Origin of the sequence: Streptomyces sp. NPDC057307 (assembly GCF_042667665.1) — a bacterium.
GTDB lineage: Bacteria > Actinomycetota > Actinomycetes > Streptomycetales > Streptomycetaceae > Streptomyces.
In genome coordinates this window covers 57,734-82,488 of record NZ_JBHUZM010000010.1, presented here as the reverse complement: position 1 = coordinate 82,488, position 24,755 = coordinate 57,734, and the positions used below count along the sequence as shown (strand labels likewise).

The following is a 24,755-nucleotide window of genomic DNA, read 5'->3' as shown; positions in this document are numbered from 1 at the left end:
GAACGGGCCCGCATCACCCTCAGGGGCGGTGCGGGCCCGTTCCGTATGAATGGGGTGAGTGGTGAGTGAGGACATCGAGGGTGCGGCGCCCGGGTTCGTACGGGTGCGGCTCGATCTGAGTTACGACGGGAAGGACTTCTCCGGCTGGGCGCGGCAGGCCACCCGCCGGACCGTCCAGGGGGACATCGAGGACGCGCTGAAGGTCGTGACGCGGTCCTCGGAGACGTACGACCTGACCGTCGCGGGGCGGACCGACGCGGGCGTGCACGCGCGCGGACAGGTCGCGCACGTCGATCTGCCCGCCGAGCTGTGGGCCGAGCACCGGGAGAGGCTGCTGCGGCGCCTCGCGGGGCGGCTGGCGCACGACGTGAGGGTGTGGCGGGCCGAGGAGGCACCGCGGGGCTTCAACGCCCGTTTCTCGGCGATCTGGCGGCGCTACGCCTACCGCGTCACCGACGACCCCGGTGGCGTCGACCCGCTGCTGCGCAGCCATGTCCTGTGGCACGACTGGACGTTGGACGTGGACGCGATGAACGCGGCGTCGGCCGGGCTGCTCGGCGAGCACGACTTCGCGGCGTACTGCAAGAAGCGCGAGGGCGCGACGACGATCCGTACGCTCCAGCGGCTGGAGTGGGAGCGCGACGCGCACGGCGTCGTCACCGCGACCGTGCGGGCCGACGCCTTCTGCCACAACATGGTGCGCTCGCTCGTCGGCGCGCTGCTGTTCGTGGGCGACGGGCACCGGCCCGTGGAGTGGCCGGCGAAGGTGCTGGCCGCCGGGGTGCGGGACTCGGCCGTCCATGTCGTACGGCCGCACGGCCTCACCCTTGAGGAGGTCGGCTACCCGGCCGACGACCAGCTCGCCGCGCGCAACCGGCTGGCCCGCAACAAGCGGACCCTGCCGGCGGCGGGAGGCTCCGGTGGAGCCGGTGCGTCACTCGTCGACGGGTGCGGTGGCTGCGGCTGACGCCTGGGCCTCGCCGCGGCGGCGGATCTGGAGGAACGTGAACTCCGCGACGTCGTCGCCGGTGTCGAAGACGTCCTGGTCGCCCTTCACCACGTTCTTGCCGTTGGTGAAGCCGCCGACGGTGAAGTACACGTACCGGCCGACCGAGTTGGTGGTCTTGCGGCAGATCGTGCCGCCCCGGCAGAACGTCGGGACACCCGAGCCGGAGAGCGAGGCCAGACCGCCGCTCGCCTCCTTCTTCGCCTTCAGCGCCTGCGTCTCGGTGGAGAAGACGGCGACGCCGACGGTCACCGCCGTGCCGCCCCGGGTGTACGTGGCGCGGATTACCTGGTCGCAGGTGTTGGCGGCGAGGATCGAGCCGAGGGCGCCCTGGGTCGCGCCCGCGCAGTTCGTGGTGCGGTTCGTCGGCCCCTTCGCGTAGACGCGGTCGCCCATCGTCAGCTTCGAGCCCGGGAAGAGGGTGTCGGCGCTGAGCGGCGCCGTGTCCTTGTCCTCGCTGGAGATGAAGTCCTTCGGGTTCGGCGGCGGCAGCGGCACGGCGTCGGAGAACGACGGCTCGGGGTCGGCGCTCTCGCTGGGCAGGTCGGGCGGGGCGGGCAGATCGCTCGCGTTCTTGTCGCCGCCCCGGTCAGCGCTGTCGCCGTTCATGGACACGACAGCCGTCGCGACGATCGCCGCGACGGCGGCGGTCGCCAGCGCGCCGCCGCCTATCAGCATCCACCGCCGGCGACGGGCCCGCTGTGCCGAGGCGTCGGCGAGCGCGGCCCAGTCCGGTGTCTGCCCCTGCGGGTCCCGTGATCCGTACGGCCCCTGTGGGGGCGGCCCGTAAGGCCCCCCTTGACCAAAGCTCATGGCGGGAGTTTAAACCGCGCGGAGCGGGTTCCGGTTCCGGGCCGAGAACCGGATTCGGACGGAAATCGGTTGGGAGAGTGGGGTCCTGGCCGCGACAATGCGAAGCATGGGACATCTAGAGGCCGCGCACCTGGAGTACTACCTACCGGACGGACGGGTGCTCCTCAACGATGCCTCGTTCCGGGTGGGTGAGGGTGCCGTCGTGGCGCTCGTCGGAGCCAACGGGGCGGGCAAGACGACGCTGCTGCGGCTGATCGCCGGAGAGCTGCAGCCGCACGGCGGCACGGTGACGGTCAGCGGCGGGCTCGGCGTCATGTCGCAGTTCGTGGGTTCGGTGCGCGACGACCGTACGGTCCGTGACCTGCTGGTCTCGGTCGCGCAGCCGCGGATCCGCGAGGCGGCCCGCGCGGTGGACGAGGCCGAGCACCTGATCATGACGGTCGACGACGAGGCCGCGCAGATGCGGTACGCGCAGGCGCTCAGCGACTGGGCGGAGGCGCGCGGGTACGAGGCCGAGACGGTCTGGGACATGTGCACGACGGCCGCGCTGGGTGTCCCGTACGAGAAGGCGCAGTTCCGCGCCCTGACCACGCTGTCCGGCGGCGAGCAGAAACGGCTGGTGCTGGAGGCGCTGCTGCGCGGGCCCGACGAGGTCCTGCTGCTCGACGAGCCGGACAACTATCTGGACGTGCCCGGGAAGCGGTGGCTGGAGGAGCGGCTCAAGGAGACTCGTAAGACTGTGCTCTTCGTCTCCCACGACCGGGAGTTGCTGGCCAGGGCGGCGGAGAAGATCGTCAGCGTGGAGCCGAGCCCGGCCGGCTCGGACGTGTGGGTGCACGGCGGCGGGTTCGGGACGTACCACCAGGCCCGCCAGGAGCGCTTCGCGCGCTTCGAGGAGCTGAAGCGGCGCTGGGACGAGGAGCACGCGCGGCTGAAGGCACTGGTGCTGCGGCTGCGGCAGCAGGCGGCGATCAGCCCCGACATGGCGTCGCGCTATCGCGCGATGCAGACGCGCTTCAAGAAGTTCGAGGACGCGGGCCCGCCGCCGGAGCCGCCGCGCGAGCAGGCGATCACCATGCGGCTCAAGGGCGGCCGGACCGGTGTACGGGCGGTGACCTGCGAGAACCTGGAGCTGACCGGGCTGATGAAGCCGTTCTCGCTGGAGATCTACTACGGCGAGCGGGTCGCGGTCCTCGGGTCGAACGGCTCCGGCAAGTCGCACTTCCTGCGGCTGCTGGCGGGCGATCCCTCGGTGGGGCACACCGGGCGGTGGAAGCTGGGCGCGCGGGTGCTGCCGGGCCACTTCGCGCAGACGCACGCGCATCCGGAGCTGCTGGGCCGGACGCTGGTCGACATCCTGTGGACCGAGCACGCGAAGGACCGGGGCGGCGCGATGAGCGTGCTGCGGCGCTACGAGCTGGAGCGGCAGGGGGACCAGCCGTTCGACAAGCTGTCGGGCGGGCAGCAGGCCCGCTTCCAGATCCTGCTGCTGGAGCTGCGCGGGACGACGGCGCTGCTGCTGGACGAGCCGACGGACAACCTGGACCTGGAGTCGGCGGAGGCCCTGCAGGACGGGCTGGAGGCGTACGACGGGACGGTGCTGGCCGTGACGCACGACCGGTGGTTCGCGAAGTCCTTCGACCGGTATCTGGTCTTCGGGTCGGACGGGGTCGTGCGGGAGTCCGTGGAGCCGGTGTGGGACGAGCGCCGGGTGGTGCGGGCGCGGTGACGCGTGTGACGGGCGGGGTCCGGGGCGGAGCCCGCGAAGGGCTGGGCAGGGTGCGGGGCGGGGCCTCGTTTTGACCCGTACGGCGCACCCTGGGTATCCTTCTGGTTCGTTATGCGTATTGGCTTGTTCATTCTCACGTGAGAGGCCCTTACGCCGGTCCACCGGGCCGATGATCCAGCGGCAGGCACGGGTTGCGTCCCCGTATGTCTGCCAGGGCTGTCGTGATCGTCCGGGTGGCCTTGTCAGGACTCACTCACTGAAGAAGCGAAGGCTACGACCGTGCGTACGTACAGCCCCAAGCCCGGCGATGTCACGCGCCAGTGGCACATCATCGACGCGCAGGACATCGTCCTGGGCCGTCTGGCGACTACGGCAGCGAACCTCCTCCGGGGCAAGCACAAGCCGATCTACGCCCCTCACATGGACATGGGCGACTTCGTCGTCATCATCAACGCCGAGAAGGTCCACCTCTCCGGCAACAAGAAGACCCAGAAGATGGCGTACCGCCACTCCGGTTACCCGGGTGGTCTGCGTTCCGTCCGCTACGACGAGCTGCTGGCGAAGAACCCCGAGAAGGCCGTCGAGAAGGCCATCAAGGGCATGATTCCCAAGAACACCCTGGGCCGTCAGATGCTCTCGAAGCTGAAGATCTACGCGGGCGACCAGCACCCGCACGCTGCCCAGCAGCCGGTTCCGTTCGAGATCACCCAGGTCGCGCAGTAATTCCGGCCACCGCCTAAGACGAAAAGAAATCTGAGGAACATCGTGGCCGAGACCACTGCAGAGACCCCCGTGGACGCCCCCGAGGCGGAGGAGACCTTCGCGGAGGTGACGACTTTCGAGTCGGAGACCCCCGTCGAGGGCGAGTACACCTCCGAGTCGCTGGCTTCCCGCTTCGGCGACCCCCAGCCGGCCGCCGGCCTGGGCCGTCGTAAGAACGCCATCGCCCGCGTCCGGATCGTTCCGGGCTCCGGCAAGTGGAAGATCAACGGGCGTTCGCTCGAGGACTACTTCCCGAACAAGGTCCACCAGCAGGCTGTCAACGAGCCCTTCAAGGTGCTTGAGCTCGACAACCGCTACGACGTCATCGCCCGTATCTCGGGTGGCGGCGTCTCCGGCCAGGCCGGCGCGCTGCGCCTCGGTGTGGCCCGCTCGCTGAACGAGGCGGACGTGGACAACAACCGCGCCCCGCTGAAGAAGGCCGGCTTCCTGAGCCGCGACGACCGCGCCGTCGAGCGCAAGAAGGCCGGTCTCAAGAAGGCCCGCAAGGCGCCGCAGTACAGCAAGCGCTAAACGCTCGCTCGGCCTTACCGCGCCAGGGCCCTTACGGCCTCACGGCGTATGTATGGCATATGTTCGCCCCGGCGGCACTCAGGTGCTGCCGGGGCGTTCGTTTTCCGAGCTTCCTGATCCCCTGGACGATCCCTCGGGCAATCCCCGTGTTCTCCTTGGATCTTGGCGAAGCTCTTCGGGGCATTTTCTGAGCATTTTTCGGAGGGACAGCTGTGGGACGACTCTTCGGCACGGACGGCGTGCGCGGCGTGGCCAACGCGGATCTGACGGCGGAGCTGACGCTCGGCCTCTCGGTCGCGGCGGCGCATGTGCTCGCCGAGGCGGGCACGTTCGAGGGCCATCGGGCGACGGCGGTGGTCGGGCGCGATCCCCGCGCGTCGGGTGAGTTCCTGGAGGCCGCCGTGGTGGCGGGTCTCGCGAGCGCGGGCGTGGACGTCCTGCGCGTCGGTGTGCTGCCCACCCCCGCGGTGGCGTATCTCACCGGGGCGCTGGGCGCCGACCTCGGCGTGATGCTCTCCGCGAGCCACAACGCCATGCCGGACAACGGAGTCAAGTTCTTCGCGCGCGGCGGCCACAAGCTGGCCGACGAGCTGGAGGACCGGATCGAGGCCGTGTACGACGAGCACCGCACGGGTGCCCCGTGGGAGCGGCCGACCGGCGCGGGCGTGGGCCGGATCCGTAACTACGACGAGGGCTTCGACCAGTACGTCGCGCATCTCATCGGGGTGCTGCCGAACCGGCTCGACGGGCTCAAGGTCGTCCTGGACGAGGCGCACGGCGCGGCCGCCCGTGTGTCGCCGGAGGCGTTCACACGCGCCGGCGCGGAGATCGTCACGATCGGCGCGGAGCCGGACGGACTGAACATCAACGACGGCTGCGGCTCCACGCACCTGGACCTGCTGAAGGCCGCCGTGGTCGAGCACGGCGCCGACCTCGGCATCGCGCACGACGGCGACGCCGACCGCTGCCTGGCCGTGGACGCGGCGGGCGAGGAGGTCGACGGCGACCAGATCCTGGCCGTGCTGGCCCTCGCGATGCGCGAGGCGGGCACGCTGCGCGGGGACGCGGTCGTGGGGACGGTGATGTCCAACCTCGGCTTCAAGATCGCGATGGAGCGTGAGGGCATCACCCTCGTGGAGACGGCGGTCGGCGACCGTTACGTACTGGAGTCGATGAAGGAGCACGGTTACGCGCTCGGCGGCGAGCAGTCCGGGCACGTCATCGTCCTCGACCACGCGACGACCGGCGACGGCACGCTGACCGGACTGATGCTGGCGGCGCGCGTGGCGGCCACGGGCCGTTCGCTGGCCGACCTGGCGGGCGTGATGCGGCGACTGCCGCAGGTGCTGACGAATGTGCCGGACGTGGACAAGTCACGTGTCACGACGTCGGCGGAGCTGGCGACGGCGGTGTCGGAGGCCGAGCGCCAGCTCGGCTCGACGGGCCGGGTGCTGCTGCGTCCCTCGGGCACGGAGCCGCTGGTACGGGTGATGGTGGAGGCGGCCGACATCGAACAGGCGCGGGCGGTGGCCGGGCGGCTGGCGGACGTGGTGAAGTCGGCGCTGGGGTAGGCAGCGGGCTTGGGGTGGCGGAGTCGGGGTCGAGGAGCCGGGTTCGAGGAGCCGGGGGCGGTTTCCGGCCCCTTCCCTGTCCTGCTCCCAGGTGGGATTGCGCGTGGTGGGCCCCGTTGGACACTGTGGGCGCGCAATCACGTACCGCCTGGGGGTGGGGGATCCGATGGCGTTCACGGAGTTCGACACCGGGCTGTTACCGAGGGAGCAGCGGTTCGACTGGTGGCGGGAGGTCGTCGGGCAAGGGGTCGCGCCGACCCGGATCACCAGCGATTTCGCCTCCGACTTCGTGGGAAGCGTCAGCGCTCTCGATCTGGGGCGCCTTCAGCTGACGAGGATCTCGTTCCCGGCCCTTCGGTCGGAACGCACCGCGGATCTGATCCGGCGGGCGGATCCCGAGACGTATGAACTGACCCTGATCCTCGGCGGGTTGATGGGTATCTCGCAGGGGCGTCAGACGAGCCGGCTCGCCGCAGGTGACATCGCCATGTGGTCGTCGTCCCGGCCCTACAGCGGTCAGGCGATGAGCGGGCCGGTGACAAGTGGGCCGGTGATGGGTGGCCGGGTGACGGGGGAGCGGACGGCGGGCGGGCGGACGGCGGGTGGCCGGGTGACGGGCGGGCGGACGGCGGGCGGGCCGGTGATCGGGGCCTCGGAGGCGCTCATACTGCATCTGCCGCGCGCGCTCGTGCCGTTGCCCGAGGCCAGGATCGATCGGCTGCTGGCCCACGGTCTGTCGGCCCGCGCCGGAATCGGGAGGGTGCTCGCCGGCTTTCTCGGCTCGCTGATGGGGGAGGCGGCCGTGCTGGACGAGCGGAGCCGCGCGCGGCTCGGCGAGACGGGGCTCGATCTCGCGGCCGGGTTCCTCGCCCACCGGCTCGACGCACAGGAGCACTTGGCGCCCGAGGCGCGGCACGAGTCGCTGCTGCGCCGTATCGACGTGTTCATCCGGGACAACCTGGCCGACCCGGCGCTCACCCCTGGTGCGATCGCCGCGCGGCATCACATCTCCGTACGACTGCTGCATCAGCTTTTCCGGCAGCGGGAGGAGACCGTTGCCGCCTCGATAAGGCGCCGGCGGCTGGAGGGCTGCTACGCGGATCTGGCGGAGCCACGTCTGCGCGGACTGTCGGTCCAGGACATCGGCGCGCGGTGGGGGCTGGGGAACGGGGCCGCGTTCGGCCGGATGTTCCGCGGCGTCTACGGGATCACACCGGGCGAGCGGCGGCACTGTCCTCTGCCATCGGATCTTGCTCGTTTGCCATCGAAGCGTGATGACTACCGGTTTCGGGACATCGAACCTTAACCGTGCAGGTCAGGAGCTTTCCCTGTCCGAGGGCCGGAGTCGCGGTGGATAGGACTGACCTGCTTGGATTCCGGCATGACGGATTGGGCGCAACTCAGCCATGCCTACGGCTCGGCGGAAGACATACCGGTGCTGCTGGACCAGATCGCTTCGGAGCCGAGCCCCGAGCGATGGAACGACCTGTGGTCGGCGCTCTGCCATCAAGGCAGTGTCTACTCGGCCAGCTTCGCGGCCTTGCCGTGGCTGGCCGACGTAGCCGGCCGCGATGACCGGGAGCAGGCGGTCAGCGCCTTGAACCTGGCGGGTGCGATCTTGGCGGGCTCTGACCAGCCGCACGGGGCCGGCGACGTCCGCGCCCAGCACGCCGCGGAGGTCGAGACCCTGCTGGTAGTGGTGAACGAACACCTCCGGACATCGTCCGATCGGAACGAGTACGCCTATCTCCTGGAATCCATGCTGAGCTTCGAAGGCGTCGTGAGCTGGGGCGAAGACCTCGCCGGGGGCCTCGTGAACGAGGAGTACGAGGTCAACTGCCCTGGCTGCCAAGCCAACCTGTTCATCGTCATCGGCGACCGCGGATTCTTCTCCACGAGCGGTGACTACGCGCTGTCGGAGGATGACGTCGAGACGACGCCCCTGCGTCCCGCCAGCCCCGCGGCCATGGACGGCATCGGCCGCCGGCTCCACGACATCGCCCTCGCCGACGGGCACCAGGACGTCGCCAGCGCGACGACCTACGTCTTCGGCGATGCGACGTGCCCGGACTGCGAAACCGGCTTCTCCGTAGCTGATCAGGTCAGTGCCGATTGGTCCGCAACACACTGAGCAGTCCAGCGAAACGCAGGCTTCTTCGTCGAGCCGAGCGCTGGTGCCTCAGTTCGCTCGGTTCTGACGGGAGAGAGCTGTCGCCGGGAGCTCACCGAGTTTCCGTGCTCGGTAGGCGGCCTGTCGGCAGGCGTGCGAACACCACCGTCGGGCTGCTGAGGCCGGCTGCATGGGGGTGCGGCAGAAGCCGCATGTCGGGCCCGTGGGGACGCTGTGGCCGGCGAGGGGTTGGGCGGGGTTCTGCTGGCGCTGGAGGTAGTCCTGGTCTCGGCATCGGTCACCGGCCCGGACGTCGACCACGCGCGCCCGTCCGTCCGCGAGGCGTACGAAGTAGTCCGGCGCGTGCCGGCGCGGACGCTGTCCGTCGTGCCAGTGCAGCCAGAACGGCTGGGAGGCCACCCCCACGACCTCCGGATCCCGGTCCAGCAGGATCAGCCGGTCCCGCTCCAGCCAGGACTCGAACCCGATCAAGTCCGCCGCGGTGACCGCCTAGTACCAGCCCGCGAAGCCCCGGGCCCCCTTGTCCCACCGGAAGCCGCGAACCGGCTCGGCCTCCTCGAACCTCGCGCTCCACCCCTCTGCCAGAGGCACCCTCACCCGCTCACCCGACACGGAAAAGTCCAGCTCAAAGGCCGATAACGCTGCATCCCCGTACGCACGCGCAGGTGCCCCCACCATGCCCCAGACCAGCGATCGCTACGAGTGCTCAAGCTCCGATGACAGGAAAGTGCGGTTCGTCAGACTTCGATGGCAATCGAACAAGATTCGTTGTCGGAGGACAGGCACGCGACGCCCTCCGTTACGTCCTCCGTTACGCACGCCGCGCCCGCCGTCACGCCCTCCCTCACGCACGCCGCGCACCGTGCGCTCTCTGCACAGGATGACTGCGCTCCGCGCTGACGACCGCAGGGGGCACTGAGCAGCACCATGGGGCGATCCCCATGGGGGCTGTCAACAGGAGGGGCAACTCAGTGACTTGGAACCCGCAGCGCACGCACAGATCCACCGGGGTGGGAAGACTGGCCGTCGCGCTGATGCTGGCGCTGGCCGCGTGTGTGACCACGGTGGGCGCGGCCAACGCGGATACGCGTCCGGACCGGCAGGCTCCGACGGAGCGGCTGGATCTGACGAATCGCCAGAAACTGCCGAGCCGGGCGGACTTCGCGGCTCAGGCGAGGGGCGCCGGGCTGACGGGCTCCGAGGCCAAGGCCCTTCAGGCCGAGGCCAACGCCCATCTGGCCAAGTGGGGCGGGACCCAGACGGCCGCCAACAGGATCCAGTTGCCCGGCGGGGAGCTGACTCTCGTCCTGCCCGGTGAGAAGTACGCGCGCGACCTCAACGCCAAGGGCGGCGCACGTACTGCCGCGGCCTCCTGCCCGTACACCTATGTGTGCGCGTACCCGGGGAGAGACTTCACCGGTACCGAGCTGCGTCTGTTCACCTGCGACTACCAAGCCCGCATCTACTGGAGCGGGACCGGGTCATGGATCAACAACCAACGCTCCGCGCTGCGGGCGAAGTTCTACGACAGCGGCCGCGTGCTGCGCTGGACCTCACCGGGCGGCTACAGCGAGGACCGCGCGGCGGACTGGACCTGGGTCTGGTACCTCAGCCCCTGCTAATGCTCGCCGACGAACGGTCGTTGTGACCGGCTGACGAGATCCCGCCCGATCGGCAGATGGGGCGGGATTCGCCACCCGCCCTCTCACCGAGGCGCTGTCCGACGCGGACGAGGACTGGCGAGGCGCGTCCTCTTCCAGAGGGCCTTCTGGATCAGCAGCGTGAGCGTCCCCGCGAGGACGATCCCGCCCAGGTTGACGAGGAGTTGGACGCTGGAGCCCCACACCTGGTCGAAGTCCCCGTAGCCGAGAGCGACCGCGGCGTTGGCGGCGGCGGGGACCGTGGTGACCGAGATGGCGACGCCGACCAGCAGGCCGGACTTCGCCGACGTCAGGGAGAGCATGCCCGCCACGCCGGCCAGGATCGCGACCACGAACGAGAACAGGTCGGGGGCGTAGACGAAGGAGGTGTTCGGGCGGTCGGCCTCCAGCATGGACTCGCTGAACAGGCCGAACCCGTTCATCATCAGGCTGAAGCCGGTCGTCAGCACCATCGCCGCCGCGAATCCCACGATCAGCGCGGCCAGAGCGCGCAGGGCGAGCCGCGCGGAGCGCCGTACAACCGCCGTACAGAGCCCGGCGAGCGGGCCGAACTCCGGTCCCACGGCCATCGCGCCGACGATCAGGATCGCGTTGTCCAGCACCACACCGCAGGCGGCGATCATCGTCGCGAGGGTGAGGAAGGCGAGATAGGTGACCGAGAGGGTGGACTCCTCGTGGGTCGCGTCCGCCAGTTGGTCCCACAGCACGGCGTCGGCGCCCTCGCCGGGGGCGTCCGCCTCCGCCTTGTCGGCGCGCCGGGACAGGGACAGGCCGATTTCGTCGGCGGCGATCGAACCGCTTTGGTCGAGGCCGAGTTCGCGCAGCTCGGCGATGAGCCCGTCGCCGGCCTCGCGTGCGACGTCGCACAGGACGAGATCGCCCGCCGGATCGCGGGCGGCGCCGGGGACGACGACCAGGTGGGTGGTGCCGACGGTCTGTTCCACCGTACGTACGACCTGGTCGGTCAGGTCGGCGGGGACGATCAGGCGCAAATGCAGCACGACGGCTCTCAGACGCTCGGTTGGAGTTGTCAGAGCTTACGGAGGGACAGGCGCTGCACCTTGTGGTCCGGGCCCTTGCGGACGACCAGGGTGGCACGGCCGCGGGTGGGTGCGACGTTCTCCAGCAGATTGAGGCGGTTGACGGTGCGCCAGGTGGTGCGCGCGTAGTCGAGGGCCTCCTCCTCGGAGACCTGGGTGTACTTCCTGAAGTACGAGGACGGATTCTGGAAGGCCGTCTCGCGCAGCTCGCGGAAGCGGTTCAGATACCAGCTCTCGATGTCCTCGGCGCGCGCGTCGACGTACACGCTGAAGTCGAAGAAGTCGGCGAGCCCGACGCGGGTGCGGCCGTCCTGGCCGGGGAGCGCGGGCTGGAGGACGTTGAGGCCCTCGACGATGAGGATGTCGGGGCGCCGTACGGTCAGCTTCTCGCCCGGCACGATGTCGTACTTGAGGTGTGAGTAGACGGGCGCGGTCACCTCGTCCTTGCCGGCCTTGATGTCGGCGACGAAGCGGGTCAGTGCCCGGCGGTCGTACGACTCCGGGAAGCCCTTCCTCGACATCAGACCGCGCGCCTGGAGCTCCTTCATCGGCAACAGGAACCCGTCGGTGGTCACGCGCTCGACGCGCGGGTGCTCGGGCCAGCGGGCGAGCAGCGCCTGGAGGAGCCGCGCGACGGTCGACTTCCCGACGGCCACGCTCCCGGCGACTCCTATGACGAAGGGGGTGCCGCGCTGGGCGCCGTGGCCGTTGCCCGCTTCCCCGAGGAAGGTGTTGAGCGCGCCGCGGAGCTGGCCGGTGGCCTGCACGTACAGGTTGAGCAGCCGGGAGATCGGCAGATAGACGTCCCGCACCTCGTCCAGATCGATGACGTCCCCGAGCCCGCGCAGCCGCTCGACCTCCTCGGCGCTGAGCGGCAGGGGCGTTTTGTCGCGCAGCGCGCTCCACTCGGCGCGGCTGAGATCGACGAAGGGGGTCGGCCCATGCTCGGCGCGCCGCTGGACGCTGCGCGAGGGTGCTGACGAAGACGGTGTGATCACGTCGCCATTGTCGGGGGTGGGGGGTGGTTGTGGGGGGTGGGGTGCGGTGGGTCACGTGGGGTCACGGGGAATCACGGGGGGATAAGCCGTGCGACGTGAGCATGAAGATTCTGTGATGGTCCTGTGACTGAACGTGTCCATTTATGTTGGGACTTGTGGTCTTGAGCGGCTTTCCTTGATCGAGTTGACTGCTGACTTCGGTTCCTGGGGAGGGGCGGCAGACAGGTGTGGGGCAGCAGAGGTCGTGTGCGGAGATGGATCGCCGGTCTGACGGTGCTGGGTTGCGTCGCCATTTCGGGGCCGGGGCTCGGAGGCGGGAAGGCGACGGCCGCCGAGGCGGCGTGCTCCGGCGGCACCGGATCCGACTACAACGGGGACGGCATCAGGGACACGGCGATCGCCGACCCCGACGCGACAGTGGAGGGCAAGGAGCGAGCCGGTCGGGTCACTGTTGTCCACGGCGGGGGAAAAGGCGTGACGGTCGTGTGGCAGGACAGCGTCAATGTCGCGACCCCTGCCGAGGCGGGGGACCGGTTCGGCTACTCACTGGCGACGTACGACGCCGACAAGGACGGCTGTGACGATCTGGTGGTCGGTACTCCGTACGAGGATGTGGGCGCGGTTCGCGATGCCGGCTACGTCCAGATCATCTACGGCTCCACCGCCGGAATCGGTCAGGGCAAGGTGAGTAAGGGGTTCATCCAGGGAGCTGACGAGCCGCTGGGGGGTGTGGCCGAGTCCGGGGACCTGCTCGGCTACGCGGTGGCGGCCGAGACCTCCTCGACGGGCATCGCCTACATGGTCATCGGCGTCCCGGGAGAGGACGGCGTGGGGGGTATGGACGTCGGCTTTCTGCACTATGTCAGCGGGGTTTCGCAGCAGGTCGTGAACGTGACCCAGGACAGCGCCGGCGTATGGGAGGACGCCGAGCCGCAGGATCGTTTCGGCGCATCGTTGGCGGCGACCGACCGCTACTTCACCGTCGGTGTGCCGGGGGAGTCGGTGGAAGGCAAGACCTTCGCCGGCGGCGTCTCGGTGTTCCGGCCGTCCCTCAACACCGACGGGATTCCCGCTCCCGTGTTCGGCTTCTCGCAGACGCGCGCACCCGGCTCCGACGCCTCCGCCGAGGCCGCCGACCGCTTCGGCACGTCGGTGGCCATGGTCGCCAACAGGACGACCGCCGAGACCGCGCCGACCGGCGCCCTGCTCGCGGTCGGCATTCCGGGCGAAGACGTGGACGACCTCGTCGACGCGGGCGGTGTGGCGCTGTACCGCGTCAATCCGGACAGCACTCTCACCACGGTGAACAACATGCTTGATCAGGACTACACCGATGTGGAAGGAGTCGCCGCGCCGGGCGACTTCTTCGGTCAGGACGTCGCGCTCGTCAATACGGCGCCGACCCAGGTCTCCTCCGCCACCACCGTGAAACTCGCCGTCGGCGTGCCGGGCAACGAGTCGTCCGGCGAACACCTGGACAAGGGTGGCGTGCAGGTCTTCCCCGCTGTCGGCGCCGCGGGCGCGTCCGATGTGTGGCGGGAACCGGGCGACGGCATCCCGGTGGATCCCGCGCACCAGATGTTCGTCGGCACAAGTCTCGCGGCGACGCCGACGGGGGTGCTGGTGGGCGTCGCGTACGAGTCCGGCCAGGCGCCGGGCGCGGTGTACGGGTTCGGTTGGACCGCCGCGAGTGGCGCCGCGCCCTCGCAGACCTTCAAGCCTGGTGAGGACGGAATCCCGACCGGTGGAACGGCGTTCGGGGCCGAGATCCAGTGACGCCGGGACGATTCGGCACGGTACGGAATTCAGGGGTGGGGATGAGTACGGCCGAGAAGAGAAGACGCGCGTGGCGGGCCGTCACTGTGGTCGGAGCACTGACCGCGGTACTGGCGTCGGGAACGGGGGCGCTGCCCGGAGACGACGCGACCGACGCCGCCGCGGCGACGGCTTTCGACAGCGCCGTCACGGAGGCCGGGAAGCGCGGAGACGCTCCCACGGAGGCGCTGGCGAGTGCCGCCGCCGAGGCGGAGGGGACTCGGATCGAAGTCACGGGACTGCGTCAGGAGCGGCGGGAGGTCTTCGCCAATCCGGACGGCTCGTTCACCGCTCAGGAGTACACACAGCCGGTACGTACTGTCCGGGACGGAGCATGGGTTCCGGTCGACGGCACTCTGGTCCGGAACTCGGAGGGTGACTGGGCGGCCAAAGCCTCCACCGTCGGACTTGAGTTCTCGGGTGGCGGGGAAGGCCCGTTCGCCCGGATGACCAAGGCTGGACGAGAGTACGCGTTGACCTGGCCGTCGGGAGCCCTCCCGACTCCGACGGTCGAGGGCACCGTCGCGACGTACAAGGACGTCCTTGACGGAGTCGACCTGGCGGTGCGGGCCGAACCGGAAGGCTTCGGCCACTACTTCATCGTCAAGAACGCGGCGGCGGCGGACGATCCGGAACTGGAGCGGATCGAACTCGGTCTGACTCTGCGTGGGCTGACGGCCGAGGAAAGCGAGGACGGTGTGCTGCGGGCGGTCGACAACACCGCAGGCGGTACCGTTTTCGAGGCCGGCCGACCGGTTATGTGGGACTCGTCGGCCACGCCGGAGGGGCCCGGCGGTCAGCGGGGCGGGGACGTGTCGGCGAAGCCGGCGGGCCTTCGCTCGGAAGCAGGCACCCAGGAGGCAGCACTCGACGCCGGCCGCGCCGGCCGAACCGCGCCCGTCGGTCTCTCCGTGACGGACGACCGCCTCACGCTGGCGCCGGACCAAGACCTGTTGCGAGGCGCCGACACGATCTATCCCGTCGTCATCGACCCCACACCGAAGACCACGTCGCGCACCGCGTGGAGCGGGGTGATGTCGGGGATCCCGTCCGAGAAGGACTGGAAGTACTCGGGCAGCGCCGGTGTCGGCAAGTGCCCGATCAACTACAACCCGACCACCTGCAAGGACATCGGCGTACGGCGGCTCCTCTACACCTTTCCCACGTCCTTCTACGCCGGCAAGCAGATCGTCAGCGCCCAGCTGTCCGCCCGTGTCGAGCATGTGTACTGGGCCGACGCCAAGGCAGAGCCCATCGATCTGTACCGGATCGGAGGGAAGAACCGCGTCATCACCTCGGCCGCGAACTGGTCCAACACCCAGGACGAATGGTCCGACTACCTGCTGACGACGGACACCAAGATTTCGCCGACCACCTGCTCCGGCGCCGCCAACCTCCATTTCAGTAACGGGGAGTTGCTCGACGAGATGCAGGCGGCCGCCGCCGACTCCTGGTCGAACATCAGTCTCGGACTGCGTGCCAAGGACGAGAGTGACTACCCCGGCTGGAAACGCGTCTGCGGCAACACCTATCTGAGCATTCAGTACAACACCCCGCCCAAGCAGGTCGACTACCGGCTGATGTCCACCAACCCCGGCGGGAAGTGCACCTGGGGTGCGGGGCGCCCGTACACCGACGTGCTGCCTCAGCTCCGGGCAGAAGCACGCGATCCCGACCAGACGTCGTCACGCTCGGACCCGGTGAAGATGCAGTTCCGGGTGGCCTGGAAGAACGCCGCCGGTACGGAACTCACCTACACCTACGACACCGGCTACAAATCGCCCACCGCGGGAACCGCCTTCGTCCACAACGTCACTCAACGGCCCTCGGGCCAGCCCCAGATACCGCAGAACGCGGTCATCTACTGGGAGGCCCGCGCCAATGACGGGGACGGCTGGGGACCGTGGAGTTCGACCGGAACGACGCAGCGCTGCGAGATCGTGTGGGACAGCACCCGGCCGAAGGCTCCCCGTGTCACCTCCGCCGAGTATCCGGCGGACGAGGCGTGGCACCACGGCGTCGGCACCGCGGGTGGATTCACCTTCACGGCCGCCGACAAGGATGTGAAGGAGTTCCGGTACGCCTTCGACGGCGCACCCCTGAAGACCGTGGCGGCCAGTGGCGGCAAGGCTTCGGTGGACTGGATGCCGACAAGCGCCGGACGTCATTGGGTGACGGTCGAGGCGTACGACGCCGCGAACAACTCCAGCGTCCCCGCCCAGTACGAATTCCTTGTCACCGACGGAAAACAGGCGGCCGGCCAGTGGAATCTCGCTGACGAGGCCGACGCCGAGAACGCGCACGACGAGTCCGGTCGGCATCCCGCCGTTCCCGGGCCCGGCGTGACCTTCGGAGTTCCCGGCCCCGGTGGCACCGCAGACAGCGCTGCCCGGTTCGACGGGACGGCCGACGGCTACCTCGACGCCTGGGGCACCGTCATGGACACGGGTCGCAGTTTCACGGTCAGTGCCTGGGTCCGGCCCACCGCCCTGAATCGCGACATGGCGGTGGTGAGTCAGGACAGCACCGGCGAGCCCGGATTCGTCCTCGGCTACGACGCGACCGAGCGGGCGTGGGCCTTCTCCACGCCGGACCTGGACGTCGAATCGATGAGCCGCTGGCAGGCCACCGCGAAGGGCATCGACGTGGTCCAGGACGAATGGACCCTCCTGACGGGCGTGTTCGACGCCTCCGCCGCGACCGGGCCCGAGCTGCGTATCTATGTAGGCGGTACGGAGGCGGGCAAGGCGGCACGCCACACGGTGTGGTCGTCGCTGCGGAGCCTTCAGATCGGCCGAGCACTGGCGAAGTCCGGCTACCGCGACCACTTCGAGGGTGATGTGGCGGAGGTACGGGCGTACGACCGGGTGCTGCCGCAGAGCCAGGTTGCCGAGTTGGTGACCGTCAAACCGCAACGCAAGGCGTACTGGCCGCTGGACGAGGCGCCGGGCGGCAGTTCCGCGAACGTACAGAGCGGTGGCGAGCCGGTGACGTTGCACGGCGACGCGAGCGTGTACCGCCCGGCGGATCCGCTGTTCGACGAAGCCGCGTTGGTCGGTGACGGGCATCTCGCCCTCGACGGTGCCGGTGACTGGGGTGCGTCGGCGACAGCGGTGGTGAACACGGCGAAGAGCTACACCGTCGCGGTGCGGGCGCACCTGACCGCCGTCGACGGGACGGCCACTCAGACAGTTCTCTCTCTGCCCGGGACCAAGGCCGACCGGCTGGCCGTCCGCTACCAAGGGGCCACCGGACTGTGGGAGTTGGCGGTCACCGACGCCGATAGTGCCACGGCCGCCGTCACCACTGTGGCCGATGATGTCGTGCTGCCCAGCGCGGACGGCTCCGGTCAGCATCTCGCCGTGGTCTTCGACGCCCTCACCCACGAGATCCGTCTCTATATCGACGGTCAGTTGACGGCCACCGCCGTCGGGGTCGACCACACTGCCTGGCTCTCTTCGGGCGGGCTCCAGATCGGGCGCTCCGCACAAGGGGGCGGTCGTGACTACTTCGCCGGGGCCCTGGACGAAGTCAGGGCGTACGCGGGGGCGATTGATCCCATCGGCGTCTCGCGTATGAACCGGCTGCTCGGCGATCCGAATCTGTAAGTCCTGAGATCCGTCGGTGTCTGGACTGTTTCGGTTCGGCCCCGACACCGACGGACCCGCGACGTTCCCACCTGCCCTGAGCTCGACCGACGTGTCCTTACGGAGTTGTGTGATGTCTCTGCGTGGTCGCCCGCTTGCCGCTCGTATGCCTCGGCACACGGTCAGCGCCGTGGTGCTCGGCGTGCTGCTCGCCCTGTCGGCGAGCACCGTGCAGGCGCTGCCCGCCGAACCCGGGACGGCGAAACCTCCGGGAGTCCAGGAGGACGCCGACCCCGCGACGGGCAAGAACGCCACGACCGAGCCACGTCCGGCCGACCCGGTGGCAAAGGCCGCCGTGAAGCGACTCGATGCTGCCGCGCTGCCCGTACGCGACGTGGCCACGGTCGCCGTGGCCGATGGCACGCCCGTCAAGGTGGGCGGGCTGCCGGTGACGCTCACCGGAGTGGCAGGGCAGGGGAAGAGCGCCAGGGGCGCGGTCACGGTGTCCCCCGCCGAGGCAAGAGTGGAGGTGCTCGACCAGGACCGGGCCCGGCGCCTCGGGGCGGGAGCCGTCATCCGGATCAAACCCGTCGACGCCCCCACCGGGCCGTCCACGGTGCGGATCGCCGTCGACTACTCCGCCTTCGACGAGGCGTACGGCGGGAGCTACGGGTCGAGACTGAGACTCGTCGAACTCCCTGAGTGCGCGGCCGTCCACGATCTGGGCACCGACGAGTGCGACGGGCGTCCCAAGGTCCTGCGATCCGTCAACGACTCCGACACCAAGTCGGTCGGCGCGACCGTCACGCTGGCCGATCCGGCGACCGCGAAGCCGGTGAGGTCCACGGCGACCGCGCCCGGAGCGCGGATGGCGGAGGCGGACGCGGCCGGATCCACCGTTCTCGCGCTTCAGGCGGGCGACTCGTCGGACAAGGGCGACTACAAGGCCACTTCCCTTTCCCCGTCGGCCAGTTGGTCGGTCGCCAAATCGTCGGGCGGATTCTCCTGGGACTATCCGCTACGCGCGATCCCCACGCCCGGCGGCCTCACCCCCACGGTCGGACTGGGCTACTCCTCACAGTCGGCCGACGGCCGAACCTCCGCCACCAACAACCAGGGCTCCTGGATCGGTGAGGGCTTCTCGTACGAGCCGGGGTACGTCGAGCGGTCGTACAAACCCTGTTCCGACGACGGGCACAAGGAATCCGCCGAGCAGTGCTGGGCGTACGACAACGCCACCGTGATGCTGAACGGGTCGGCCTCTCAGCTGATCAAGGACGACACGACCAAGAAGTGGCACTTCGCCGCTGAGAACGGCAGCAAGATCGAGCAGCTCACCAACACCGATCGCGTCACCGGGAACGGCGACAACGACGGTGAGCACTGGAAGATCACCACGGCGGACGGCACGGAGTACTACTTCGGCCTCAACCGCCTGCCCGGCTGGACCACGGGCAAGGAGGAGACACGCTCCACCTGGACGGCCCCGGTCTTCGGTGACGACACCGACGAGCCCTGCTACAAGGCGACGTTCACCAGCGCCCACTGCAAGCAGGCATGGAGATGGAACCTCGACCACGTCAAGGACACCCACGGCAACGTGCTGTCCTACTTCTACGGGGCCGAGACCAATCGCTACGCGCTCAACGGCAAGACCGACGTCAACGGAACCGAGTACGACCGCGGCGGATACCTCAAGCGGATCGACTACGGGCAGCGCGACGGTCAGGTCTACGCCGCGAAGGCGCCCGCCCGCATGGTGTTCGACACCTCGGAACGCTGCCTGAAGACCGCCGACTTCGACTGCGCCGAGTCGAAGTTCACCGGCGCCAACGCCAAGTACTGGCCGGACACACCGGTCGACCGTCACTGCAAGGCGGCCACGAAGTGCGACGCGAGTCAGTCGACCGCCACCTTCTGGACGACCAAGCGGCTGACCGGCATCACCACACAGATGCGCGGCACCGCCGGCACCTACGAGGACGAGGTCGACGCCTGGACGCTGACCCATACGTTCACCGACAACGGCGACGACACCAAGACGCTGTGGCTGTCGAAGATCGACCACGAGGGCCGCGTCGACGGCAGCGTCAAACTGCCGTCCCTGGAACTCCAGGGAATGCATCTGACCAACCGTGTCGACAGCGACGACGACAACATCGACGCCTTCCACCGGTTCCGCCTCGTGAGGGTCCTCAGCGAGACCGGTGCTCAACTCGATGTGACATACGCACCCACCGAGTGCACGGCCGACGCCCTGCCCAAGCCTGGCGAATCCACCAAGCGCTGCTATCCCGTCGTATGGGCGCCACCCGGCAGCATCGACCCGAAGACCGACTGGTTCCACAAGTACGTCGTCAAGCAGATCACCGAGACCGACCGCACCGGCAAGGGCGACGACCTGGTCACGCGGTACGACTACCAGGGGCCCGCGGGCTGGCGGCACGCCGAGCCGGACGGCATCACCGACGAGAAGTATCTGACCTGGGGTCAGTGGCAGGGATACGGCAAGGTCAGCATCGTCGGCGGCAACGGCCAGACCATGACGAACCGCGTCGACCACACCTTCCTTCAGGGGCTCGACGGAGACAAGAAGCCCGGCGGCGGCACCCGTACCGAACAGGTCACGGACTCCTCCGGCACGGTGTACACCGGCCACAAGGAGTACACCGGATTCCAGGTCGAGGCGCAGACCTTCGACAAGGGCAAGGCGGTCGCCCGGTCGATCACCGAGCCGTGGAAGCACGACACCGCCACCCAGACCAAGTCCTGGGCCACGACCAGGGCGACCCTCGTCAAGGCGAAGACGAGCCGTGGCTACACGCCGCTCTCCGCGGGCGGCTGGCGCTCGACGAAGTCGGTCCAGCACTTCGACACCGACAGCCCCACCGGGCGCCCCGTCCGTATCGAGGACTTCGGTGATCTGGCCACGGCCGACGACGACTCGTGCGCCCGGCTCTGGTACGCGGACAACCCGGCGAAGAACCTCTACGAACTGCCCTCGCGCAGCGAGGCCGTCTCCGTCGACTGCTCCGCCACACCGGACCGTAAGACACAGGTCCTGGCCGACGAGCGCACGTCGTACGACGGAGCGGCCTGGGGCGCCGCCCCCACGAAGGGCGACGCCACCAGGACCGAACGCCTGACCTCGCACAACGGCACGACCGGCACGTACCAGGCCACCGGTACGACCGTGTACGACGCGTTCGGCCGGGCGACCGCCCAGACCGACGCGGCCGGAACGAAGACCACCACCGAGTACACCGACGTCAACGGCCTGATCAGCCAGACCAAGGTGACCAACGTTCTCGGGCACGCCACCATCACGGACTTCGCGCCCGCCTGGGGCATGTCGGCGGGCCAGACCGACCCCAACGGCAAGCGCACCGACCTCGCGTACGACGCCCTCGGCCGGCTGACCTCCGTATGGCTGCCCGACCAGCCGAAGCGCACGATCCCGAGCATCAAGTACTCGTACGTCGTCAGCCGGGACAAGCCCGTCGCCATCAAGACCGAGAAGATCGAGATTGGTGGCACCTACGGCGTGGAGTACCAGCTCTACGACGGTCTGCTCCGGCCACGTCAGAAGCAGACCGAGGGGCCGGAGGGCACGCGTCTCGTCGGAGACGTCTTCTACGACGGAACCGGAAAGCCCAGGGCGACCAACGAGACGTACAACGCGAAAGGCGCGCCCTCCGGCGAACTACTGACGGTGGCCAACGGCGAGGTCGGTGCCCAGTCGGTGGTCGAGTACGACGGCCTCGGTCGGACGACCGCCGAGATCTTCCAGGTGGCCGGTGTCGAGCAGTGGCGTACGACAACGTCCTACGACGGCGAGCTCACCCATGTCGACCCACCGGCCGGCCAGGTGCCGGTGACCTCCGTCAAGGACGGTCAGGACAGAACGGTCGAGCTGCGGCACTACCGCACGGACACTCCGCTGCCCGCCGGCCCGGGTGAGCAGTACGACGCCACCAAGTACACCCACGACCACGCCGGCCGGCTGAAGACGGTCACCGACGCCAAGGGCAACACCTGGGACTACACGTACGACCAGCTCGGCCGCGTGACCGAGACCGTCGATCCGGACGCGGGCACGTCGACCACCGCGTACGACGCCCTGGACCGTCCGGTCTCCACGACCGACGGCCGGGGCAAGAAGATCTCCACGGTCTACGACAAGCTCGACCGGCCACTGACCACCTGGGAGGGCGAGCCGAACACCGGCACGAGACTGACCGAGACCCGCTACGACAAGGCCGGCTGGCTCGGCCAGGCGTACGCGGCGCTCCGGTACACCAGCGCAACGGAGTACTTCGCGTCGGTCATCCAGTCGATGGACGCGTTCTACCGTCCGCTTCAGACCGCCTACTCGGTGCCGGCTTCCGAGGGTGCGCTGAAGGGCATCTACACCTTCAGCACCAGCTACAACCGTGACGGCACCGTCCAGGGCAACGGGATGCCCGCGGCGGGTGGTCTGCCCGCCGAGAGCACGGACATCAGGTACGACGAACTCCAGCGTCCGACGACCCTCACCGGCGCCACGACGTACGCGTCCGCGGAGTACGGGCCGACCAGCCAGCTCAAGCAGTTGAATATGGGGGTCGACCAGCGGGCCTGGCAGACCTTCTTCCACGAGAAGGGCACCGAGCGTCTGACGCGCTCCGTCGTGGACATCGAAGGATTGAACGGACCGGTGAAGAGGTCCGACTACTCCTACGACCAGGCCGGGAACGTCCTGTCGATATCGGACACGGCCGGCACCGCCCCCGACACCCAGTGCTTCTCCTACGACAACTCGCAGCGGCTGGCCGAGGCATGGACCCCGGCGGCGACCGGAACAGCGGCGGAGGGGTCGGGCACGGTCGGCGGTCAGCCGGGCGCGAAGACGCCAACGGCCTGTGCCGCGGCACCGGGAGAGCAGTCGCTGGGGGGACCGGCCCCGTACTGGAAGTCGTACAGCGTCGACGCGATCGGTAACCGGACCAAGGAAGTCGTTCACGACACGGGCCTCGACGCCGCGAAGGACACCACTCGCAGCTACACCTACGGAGAGGGACCGGCGGGACCGCACGCGCTCACCAAGGTGGTCGACAACACCCCGACCGGTGACCGGCAGTCGACCTTCGCGTACGACGCCTCCGGGAACACCACCGAGCGCACGGTGGGCGGTGACACCCAGGTCCTGGAATGGAACGACTCGGGCGAACTCACCAGCACCACCGAGGCGGACGGCAAGGAGACCACGTACCTCTACGACGCGGGCGGCAACCGTGTGGTCCGTCGCGACGCCTCGGCAACGACGGTCTATCTGCCGGGTATGGAACTGAGCCTCCCCAAGGGCGGCACCAAGGTCGAGGCGACGCGTTACTACTCCCTCGCGGGCCAGACGGTCGCCGTCCGGGAGGACGGGGGCGGGCTGTCCTACCTCGCCGCCGACCACCAGGGCACCAGCGGCCTCGCCATCGACGCGACCACCGGCGCGGTCTCACAACGGCGTTTCGACCCGTTCGGGGCGGAGCGCGGTGAGGCGAGCGGCTCCTGGCCGGGCGAGAAGGGCTTCGTCGGCGGAACGATCGACGCCCAGAGCGGTCTGACGCACCTCGGGGCACGCGAGTACGACCCGGGTCTCGGCAAGTTCATGTCCGTCGATCCGGTGATCGACTACACACAGCCCGAGCAGATGAACGCGTACGCGTACGCGCACAACAGCCCCGTCACCCAGTCCGACCCGACCGGCCTGGCCCCTGACGACTGCGCGATGACAGGCGTCACGTGCAAGCCCAACGGGGACGGGAGCTGGGTGGTCGGCGGAATCACCCCCGAGCACTCGGCGGAGAAGGCAGTCGCGTCGGCCGAGGAACAGCAGTCGCAGGCCAAGCAGCGTGTGGTGCAGTCCGCGAAAGCACTCGTCAACATCGTCCGTGCGCTCACCGGAGTGGACGCGGCCCTGGACTGCTTCTCCAGCGGCGACATCGGCGCGTGCGGCGAAACGCTGCTCAACATCGCGGGAAGCTTCGCGGGAGGTCTGGCCGGCAAGGTTCTCGCCAAATACGGCGCTCCGTGGAAATGGGCCGACGGCGCGAGACTCGCCAAACGAATAGTGGGCCTCGTCGGCGACCTCATCGGCGGGGTGAAGGACTACTTCAAGACCTCCAAGGCGGTCAACAAGGCGAAGAGCGCGCTCGCCACCGCCCGTGAGAAGGCCAAGGCCGCGGCGGGCAAGGGGAAGTCGGCGGACGGGCCGGGGTGTGCCGTCGGTGAGCAGCACAGCTTCCTGCCAGGTACGGACGTACTCCTCGCGGACGGCACGACCAAGCCGATCGAGGAGGTCGAACTCGGCGACAGGATCACGGTCACGGACCCGGAGACGGGCGGGACGACGACCCGCGAGGTCGTCGGCACGATCGTCACCGAGGACGACAAGCACTTCGTCGATCTGACGATCACGGCGAAGGCCGAGAACGACGGTGAGCCGCCGATGTCGGCGGCGCTGGTCTCCACGACGACGCACCCCTTCTGGGTCGAATCCGAGAAGGAGTGGATCGAAGCCGGCGACCTCAAGTTGGGGATGACGCTGCGCACACCGGACGGCGACACGGCGACGATCGACGCGACGCGTGAGTTCGACCAGCGGCAGCGGACGCACGACCTGACTGTCAGTGACATCCACACGTACTACGTGTTGGCGGGGGCCACCCCGGTCCTGGTCCATAACTGCGACCCCAGAGTGTTTGCGGTTGACTCCAGCGGAAACGCTGAGATCCTGCCGGTGCATGTGATCGACTCCAGCACTCACGCCGCACAAGCAGACAATGCCCAGCGGGCGATTGATAATGGTGCTCCGGCGATCCTGACTCGTCACACGAGTCAGGCGCGTGAGCGAGCCAACCGACGACGAGCTCAGGCGCACGCACCGCGGCCCCGTCAATTCGGGTCCAATGCGACATGGGAGGAATACCCCTTCGCTCATACCAATGAAGGTGGGAGAGGGGCAACCCTCACCCTTTCTCCCGGGTCTATAAACTCGAGTCATGGGTCGCTGCTGAGGTGGTTCTGGAGTAGGAACAAAGTCGGTGACGGTGATCGTTTCGCGGTTCGTATCTTGTAG

Annotated in this window: 15 protein-coding genes; 11 read left to right on the top strand and 4 right to left on the bottom strand. The window is 68.9% G+C overall.

The genetic code is table 11. The features are described from left to right. The first annotated feature begins 61 nt into the window (after nt 1-61). The gene (gene truA / locus ACFUN8_RS06625; RefSeq protein ID WP_383632461.1) at nt 62-967 is read left to right on the top strand and encodes a tRNA pseudouridine(38-40) synthase TruA; all 906 of its coding nucleotides are present in this window, start codon (nt 62-64) and stop codon (nt 965-967) included. Here truA and ACFUN8_RS06620 read toward each other — a convergent pair. Then, nucleotides 935-1,819, bottom strand: coding sequence for a hypothetical protein (locus ACFUN8_RS06620; RefSeq protein ID WP_383632458.1), 885 nt, complete (start codon nt 1,817-1,819; stop codon nt 935-937). The genes truA and ACFUN8_RS06620 overlap by 33 nt on opposite strands. 106 nt (nt 1,820-1,925) lie before the next feature. On the opposite strand from ACFUN8_RS06620, the gene ACFUN8_RS06615 reads away from it, so the two are divergent. The 6 genes from ACFUN8_RS06615 to ACFUN8_RS06590 all read left to right on the top strand — a co-directional run bounded on the left by ACFUN8_RS06615 (nt 1,926) and on the right by ACFUN8_RS06590 (nt 8,543). Then, nucleotides 1,926-3,548 (top strand): ABC-F family ATP-binding cassette domain-containing protein, encoded by a 1,623-nt coding sequence (locus ACFUN8_RS06615; RefSeq protein ID WP_383632455.1) that lies wholly within the window; start codon nt 1,926-1,928, stop codon nt 3,546-3,548. A 279-nt stretch (nt 3,549-3,827) separates the two neighbouring features. Further along, complete coding sequence (gene rplM, locus ACFUN8_RS06610) at nt 3,828-4,271, top strand: 50S ribosomal protein L13 (protein WP_354609322.1); 444 nt, start codon at nt 3,828-3,830, stop codon at nt 4,269-4,271. Nucleotides 4,272-4,313: 42 nt separating this feature from the next. Continuing rightward, on the top strand, nt 4,314-4,841 hold the full coding sequence (gene rpsI, locus ACFUN8_RS06605; protein WP_354609323.1) for a 30S ribosomal protein S9: 528 nt from the start codon (nt 4,314-4,316) through the stop codon (nt 4,839-4,841). Between the two features lie 212 nt (nt 4,842-5,053). Next, nucleotides 5,054-6,412, top strand: coding sequence for a phosphoglucosamine mutase (glmM, locus tag ACFUN8_RS06600; protein WP_383632451.1), 1,359 nt, complete (start codon nt 5,054-5,056; stop codon nt 6,410-6,412). Nucleotides 6,413-6,578: 166 nt separating this feature from the next. Beyond that, the gene (locus ACFUN8_RS06595; protein WP_383632448.1) at nt 6,579-7,718 is read left to right on the top strand and encodes a helix-turn-helix domain-containing protein; all 1,140 of its coding nucleotides are present in this window, start codon (nt 6,579-6,581) and stop codon (nt 7,716-7,718) included. A 63-nt stretch (nt 7,719-7,781) separates the two neighbouring features. Further along, complete coding sequence (locus ACFUN8_RS06590; protein WP_383632445.1) at nt 7,782-8,543, top strand: hypothetical protein; 762 nt, start codon at nt 7,782-7,784, stop codon at nt 8,541-8,543. Nucleotides 8,544-8,591: 48 nt separating this feature from the next. Here ACFUN8_RS06590 and ACFUN8_RS06585 read toward each other — a convergent pair whose 3' ends face one another. Next, the gene (locus ACFUN8_RS06585; RefSeq protein ID WP_383632442.1) at nt 8,592-9,014 is read right to left on the bottom strand and encodes a hypothetical protein; all 423 of its coding nucleotides are present in this window, start codon (nt 9,012-9,014) and stop codon (nt 8,592-8,594) included. Nucleotides 9,015-9,514: 500 nt separating this feature from the next. On the opposite strand from ACFUN8_RS06585, the gene ACFUN8_RS06580 reads away from it, so the two are divergent. Continuing rightward, complete coding sequence (locus ACFUN8_RS06580; RefSeq protein ID WP_383632439.1) at nt 9,515-10,165, top strand: peptidase inhibitor family I36 protein; 651 nt, start codon at nt 9,515-9,517, stop codon at nt 10,163-10,165. An 83-nt stretch (nt 10,166-10,248) separates the two neighbouring features. On the opposite strand, the gene ACFUN8_RS06575 is transcribed toward ACFUN8_RS06580, so the two are convergent. Beyond that, a complete protein-coding gene (locus ACFUN8_RS06575; RefSeq protein WP_383632436.1) occupies nt 10,249-11,205 on the bottom strand; it encodes a DUF389 domain-containing protein in 957 nt (318 codons plus the stop codon). A gap of 29 nt (nt 11,206-11,234) precedes the next feature. After that, complete coding sequence (gene coaA, locus ACFUN8_RS06570) at nt 11,235-12,239, bottom strand: type I pantothenate kinase (RefSeq protein WP_383632529.1); 1,005 nt, start codon at nt 12,237-12,239, stop codon at nt 11,235-11,237. Between the two features lie 249 nt (nt 12,240-12,488). Here coaA and ACFUN8_RS06565 point away from each other — a divergent pair, with 249 nt between their 5' ends. The 3 genes from ACFUN8_RS06565 (at nt 12,489) to ACFUN8_RS06555 (ending at nt 24,755) form a co-directional block, all read left to right on the top strand. Continuing rightward, nucleotides 12,489-14,018, top strand: coding sequence for an FG-GAP repeat protein (locus ACFUN8_RS06565; protein WP_383632433.1), 1,530 nt, complete (start codon nt 12,489-12,491; stop codon nt 14,016-14,018). A gap of 41 nt (nt 14,019-14,059) precedes the next feature. Beyond that, nucleotides 14,060-17,665 carry a LamG domain-containing protein gene (locus ACFUN8_RS06560; RefSeq protein WP_383632430.1) on the top strand — a complete coding sequence of 1,202 codons (3,606 nt, stop codon included), beginning with the start codon at nt 14,060-14,062 and terminating at the stop codon, nt 17,663-17,665. 112 nt (nt 17,666-17,777) lie between these two features. Then, nucleotides 17,778-24,755, top strand: coding sequence for an RHS repeat-associated core domain-containing protein (locus ACFUN8_RS06555; RefSeq protein WP_383632427.1), 6,978 nt, complete (start codon nt 17,778-17,780; stop codon nt 24,753-24,755).

Coding starts and splice junctions, on each gene's coding strand:
- ACFUN8_RS06620 (WP_383632458.1), bottom strand. CDS start 1,819: ATGAGCTTTGGTCAAGGGGGGCCTTACGGGCCGCCCCCACAGGGGCCG.
- ACFUN8_RS06615 (WP_383632455.1), top strand. CDS start 1,926: ATGGGACATCTAGAGGCCGCGCACCTGGAGTACTACCTACCGGACGGA.
- ACFUN8_RS06595 (WP_383632448.1), top strand. CDS start 6,579: ATGGCGTTCACGGAGTTCGACACCGGGCTGTTACCGAGGGAGCAGCGG.
- ACFUN8_RS06560 (WP_383632430.1), top strand. CDS start 14,060: ATGAGTACGGCCGAGAAGAGAAGACGCGCGTGGCGGGCCGTCACTGTG.
- ACFUN8_RS06555 (WP_383632427.1), top strand. CDS start 17,778: ATGTCTCTGCGTGGTCGCCCGCTTGCCGCTCGTATGCCTCGGCACACG.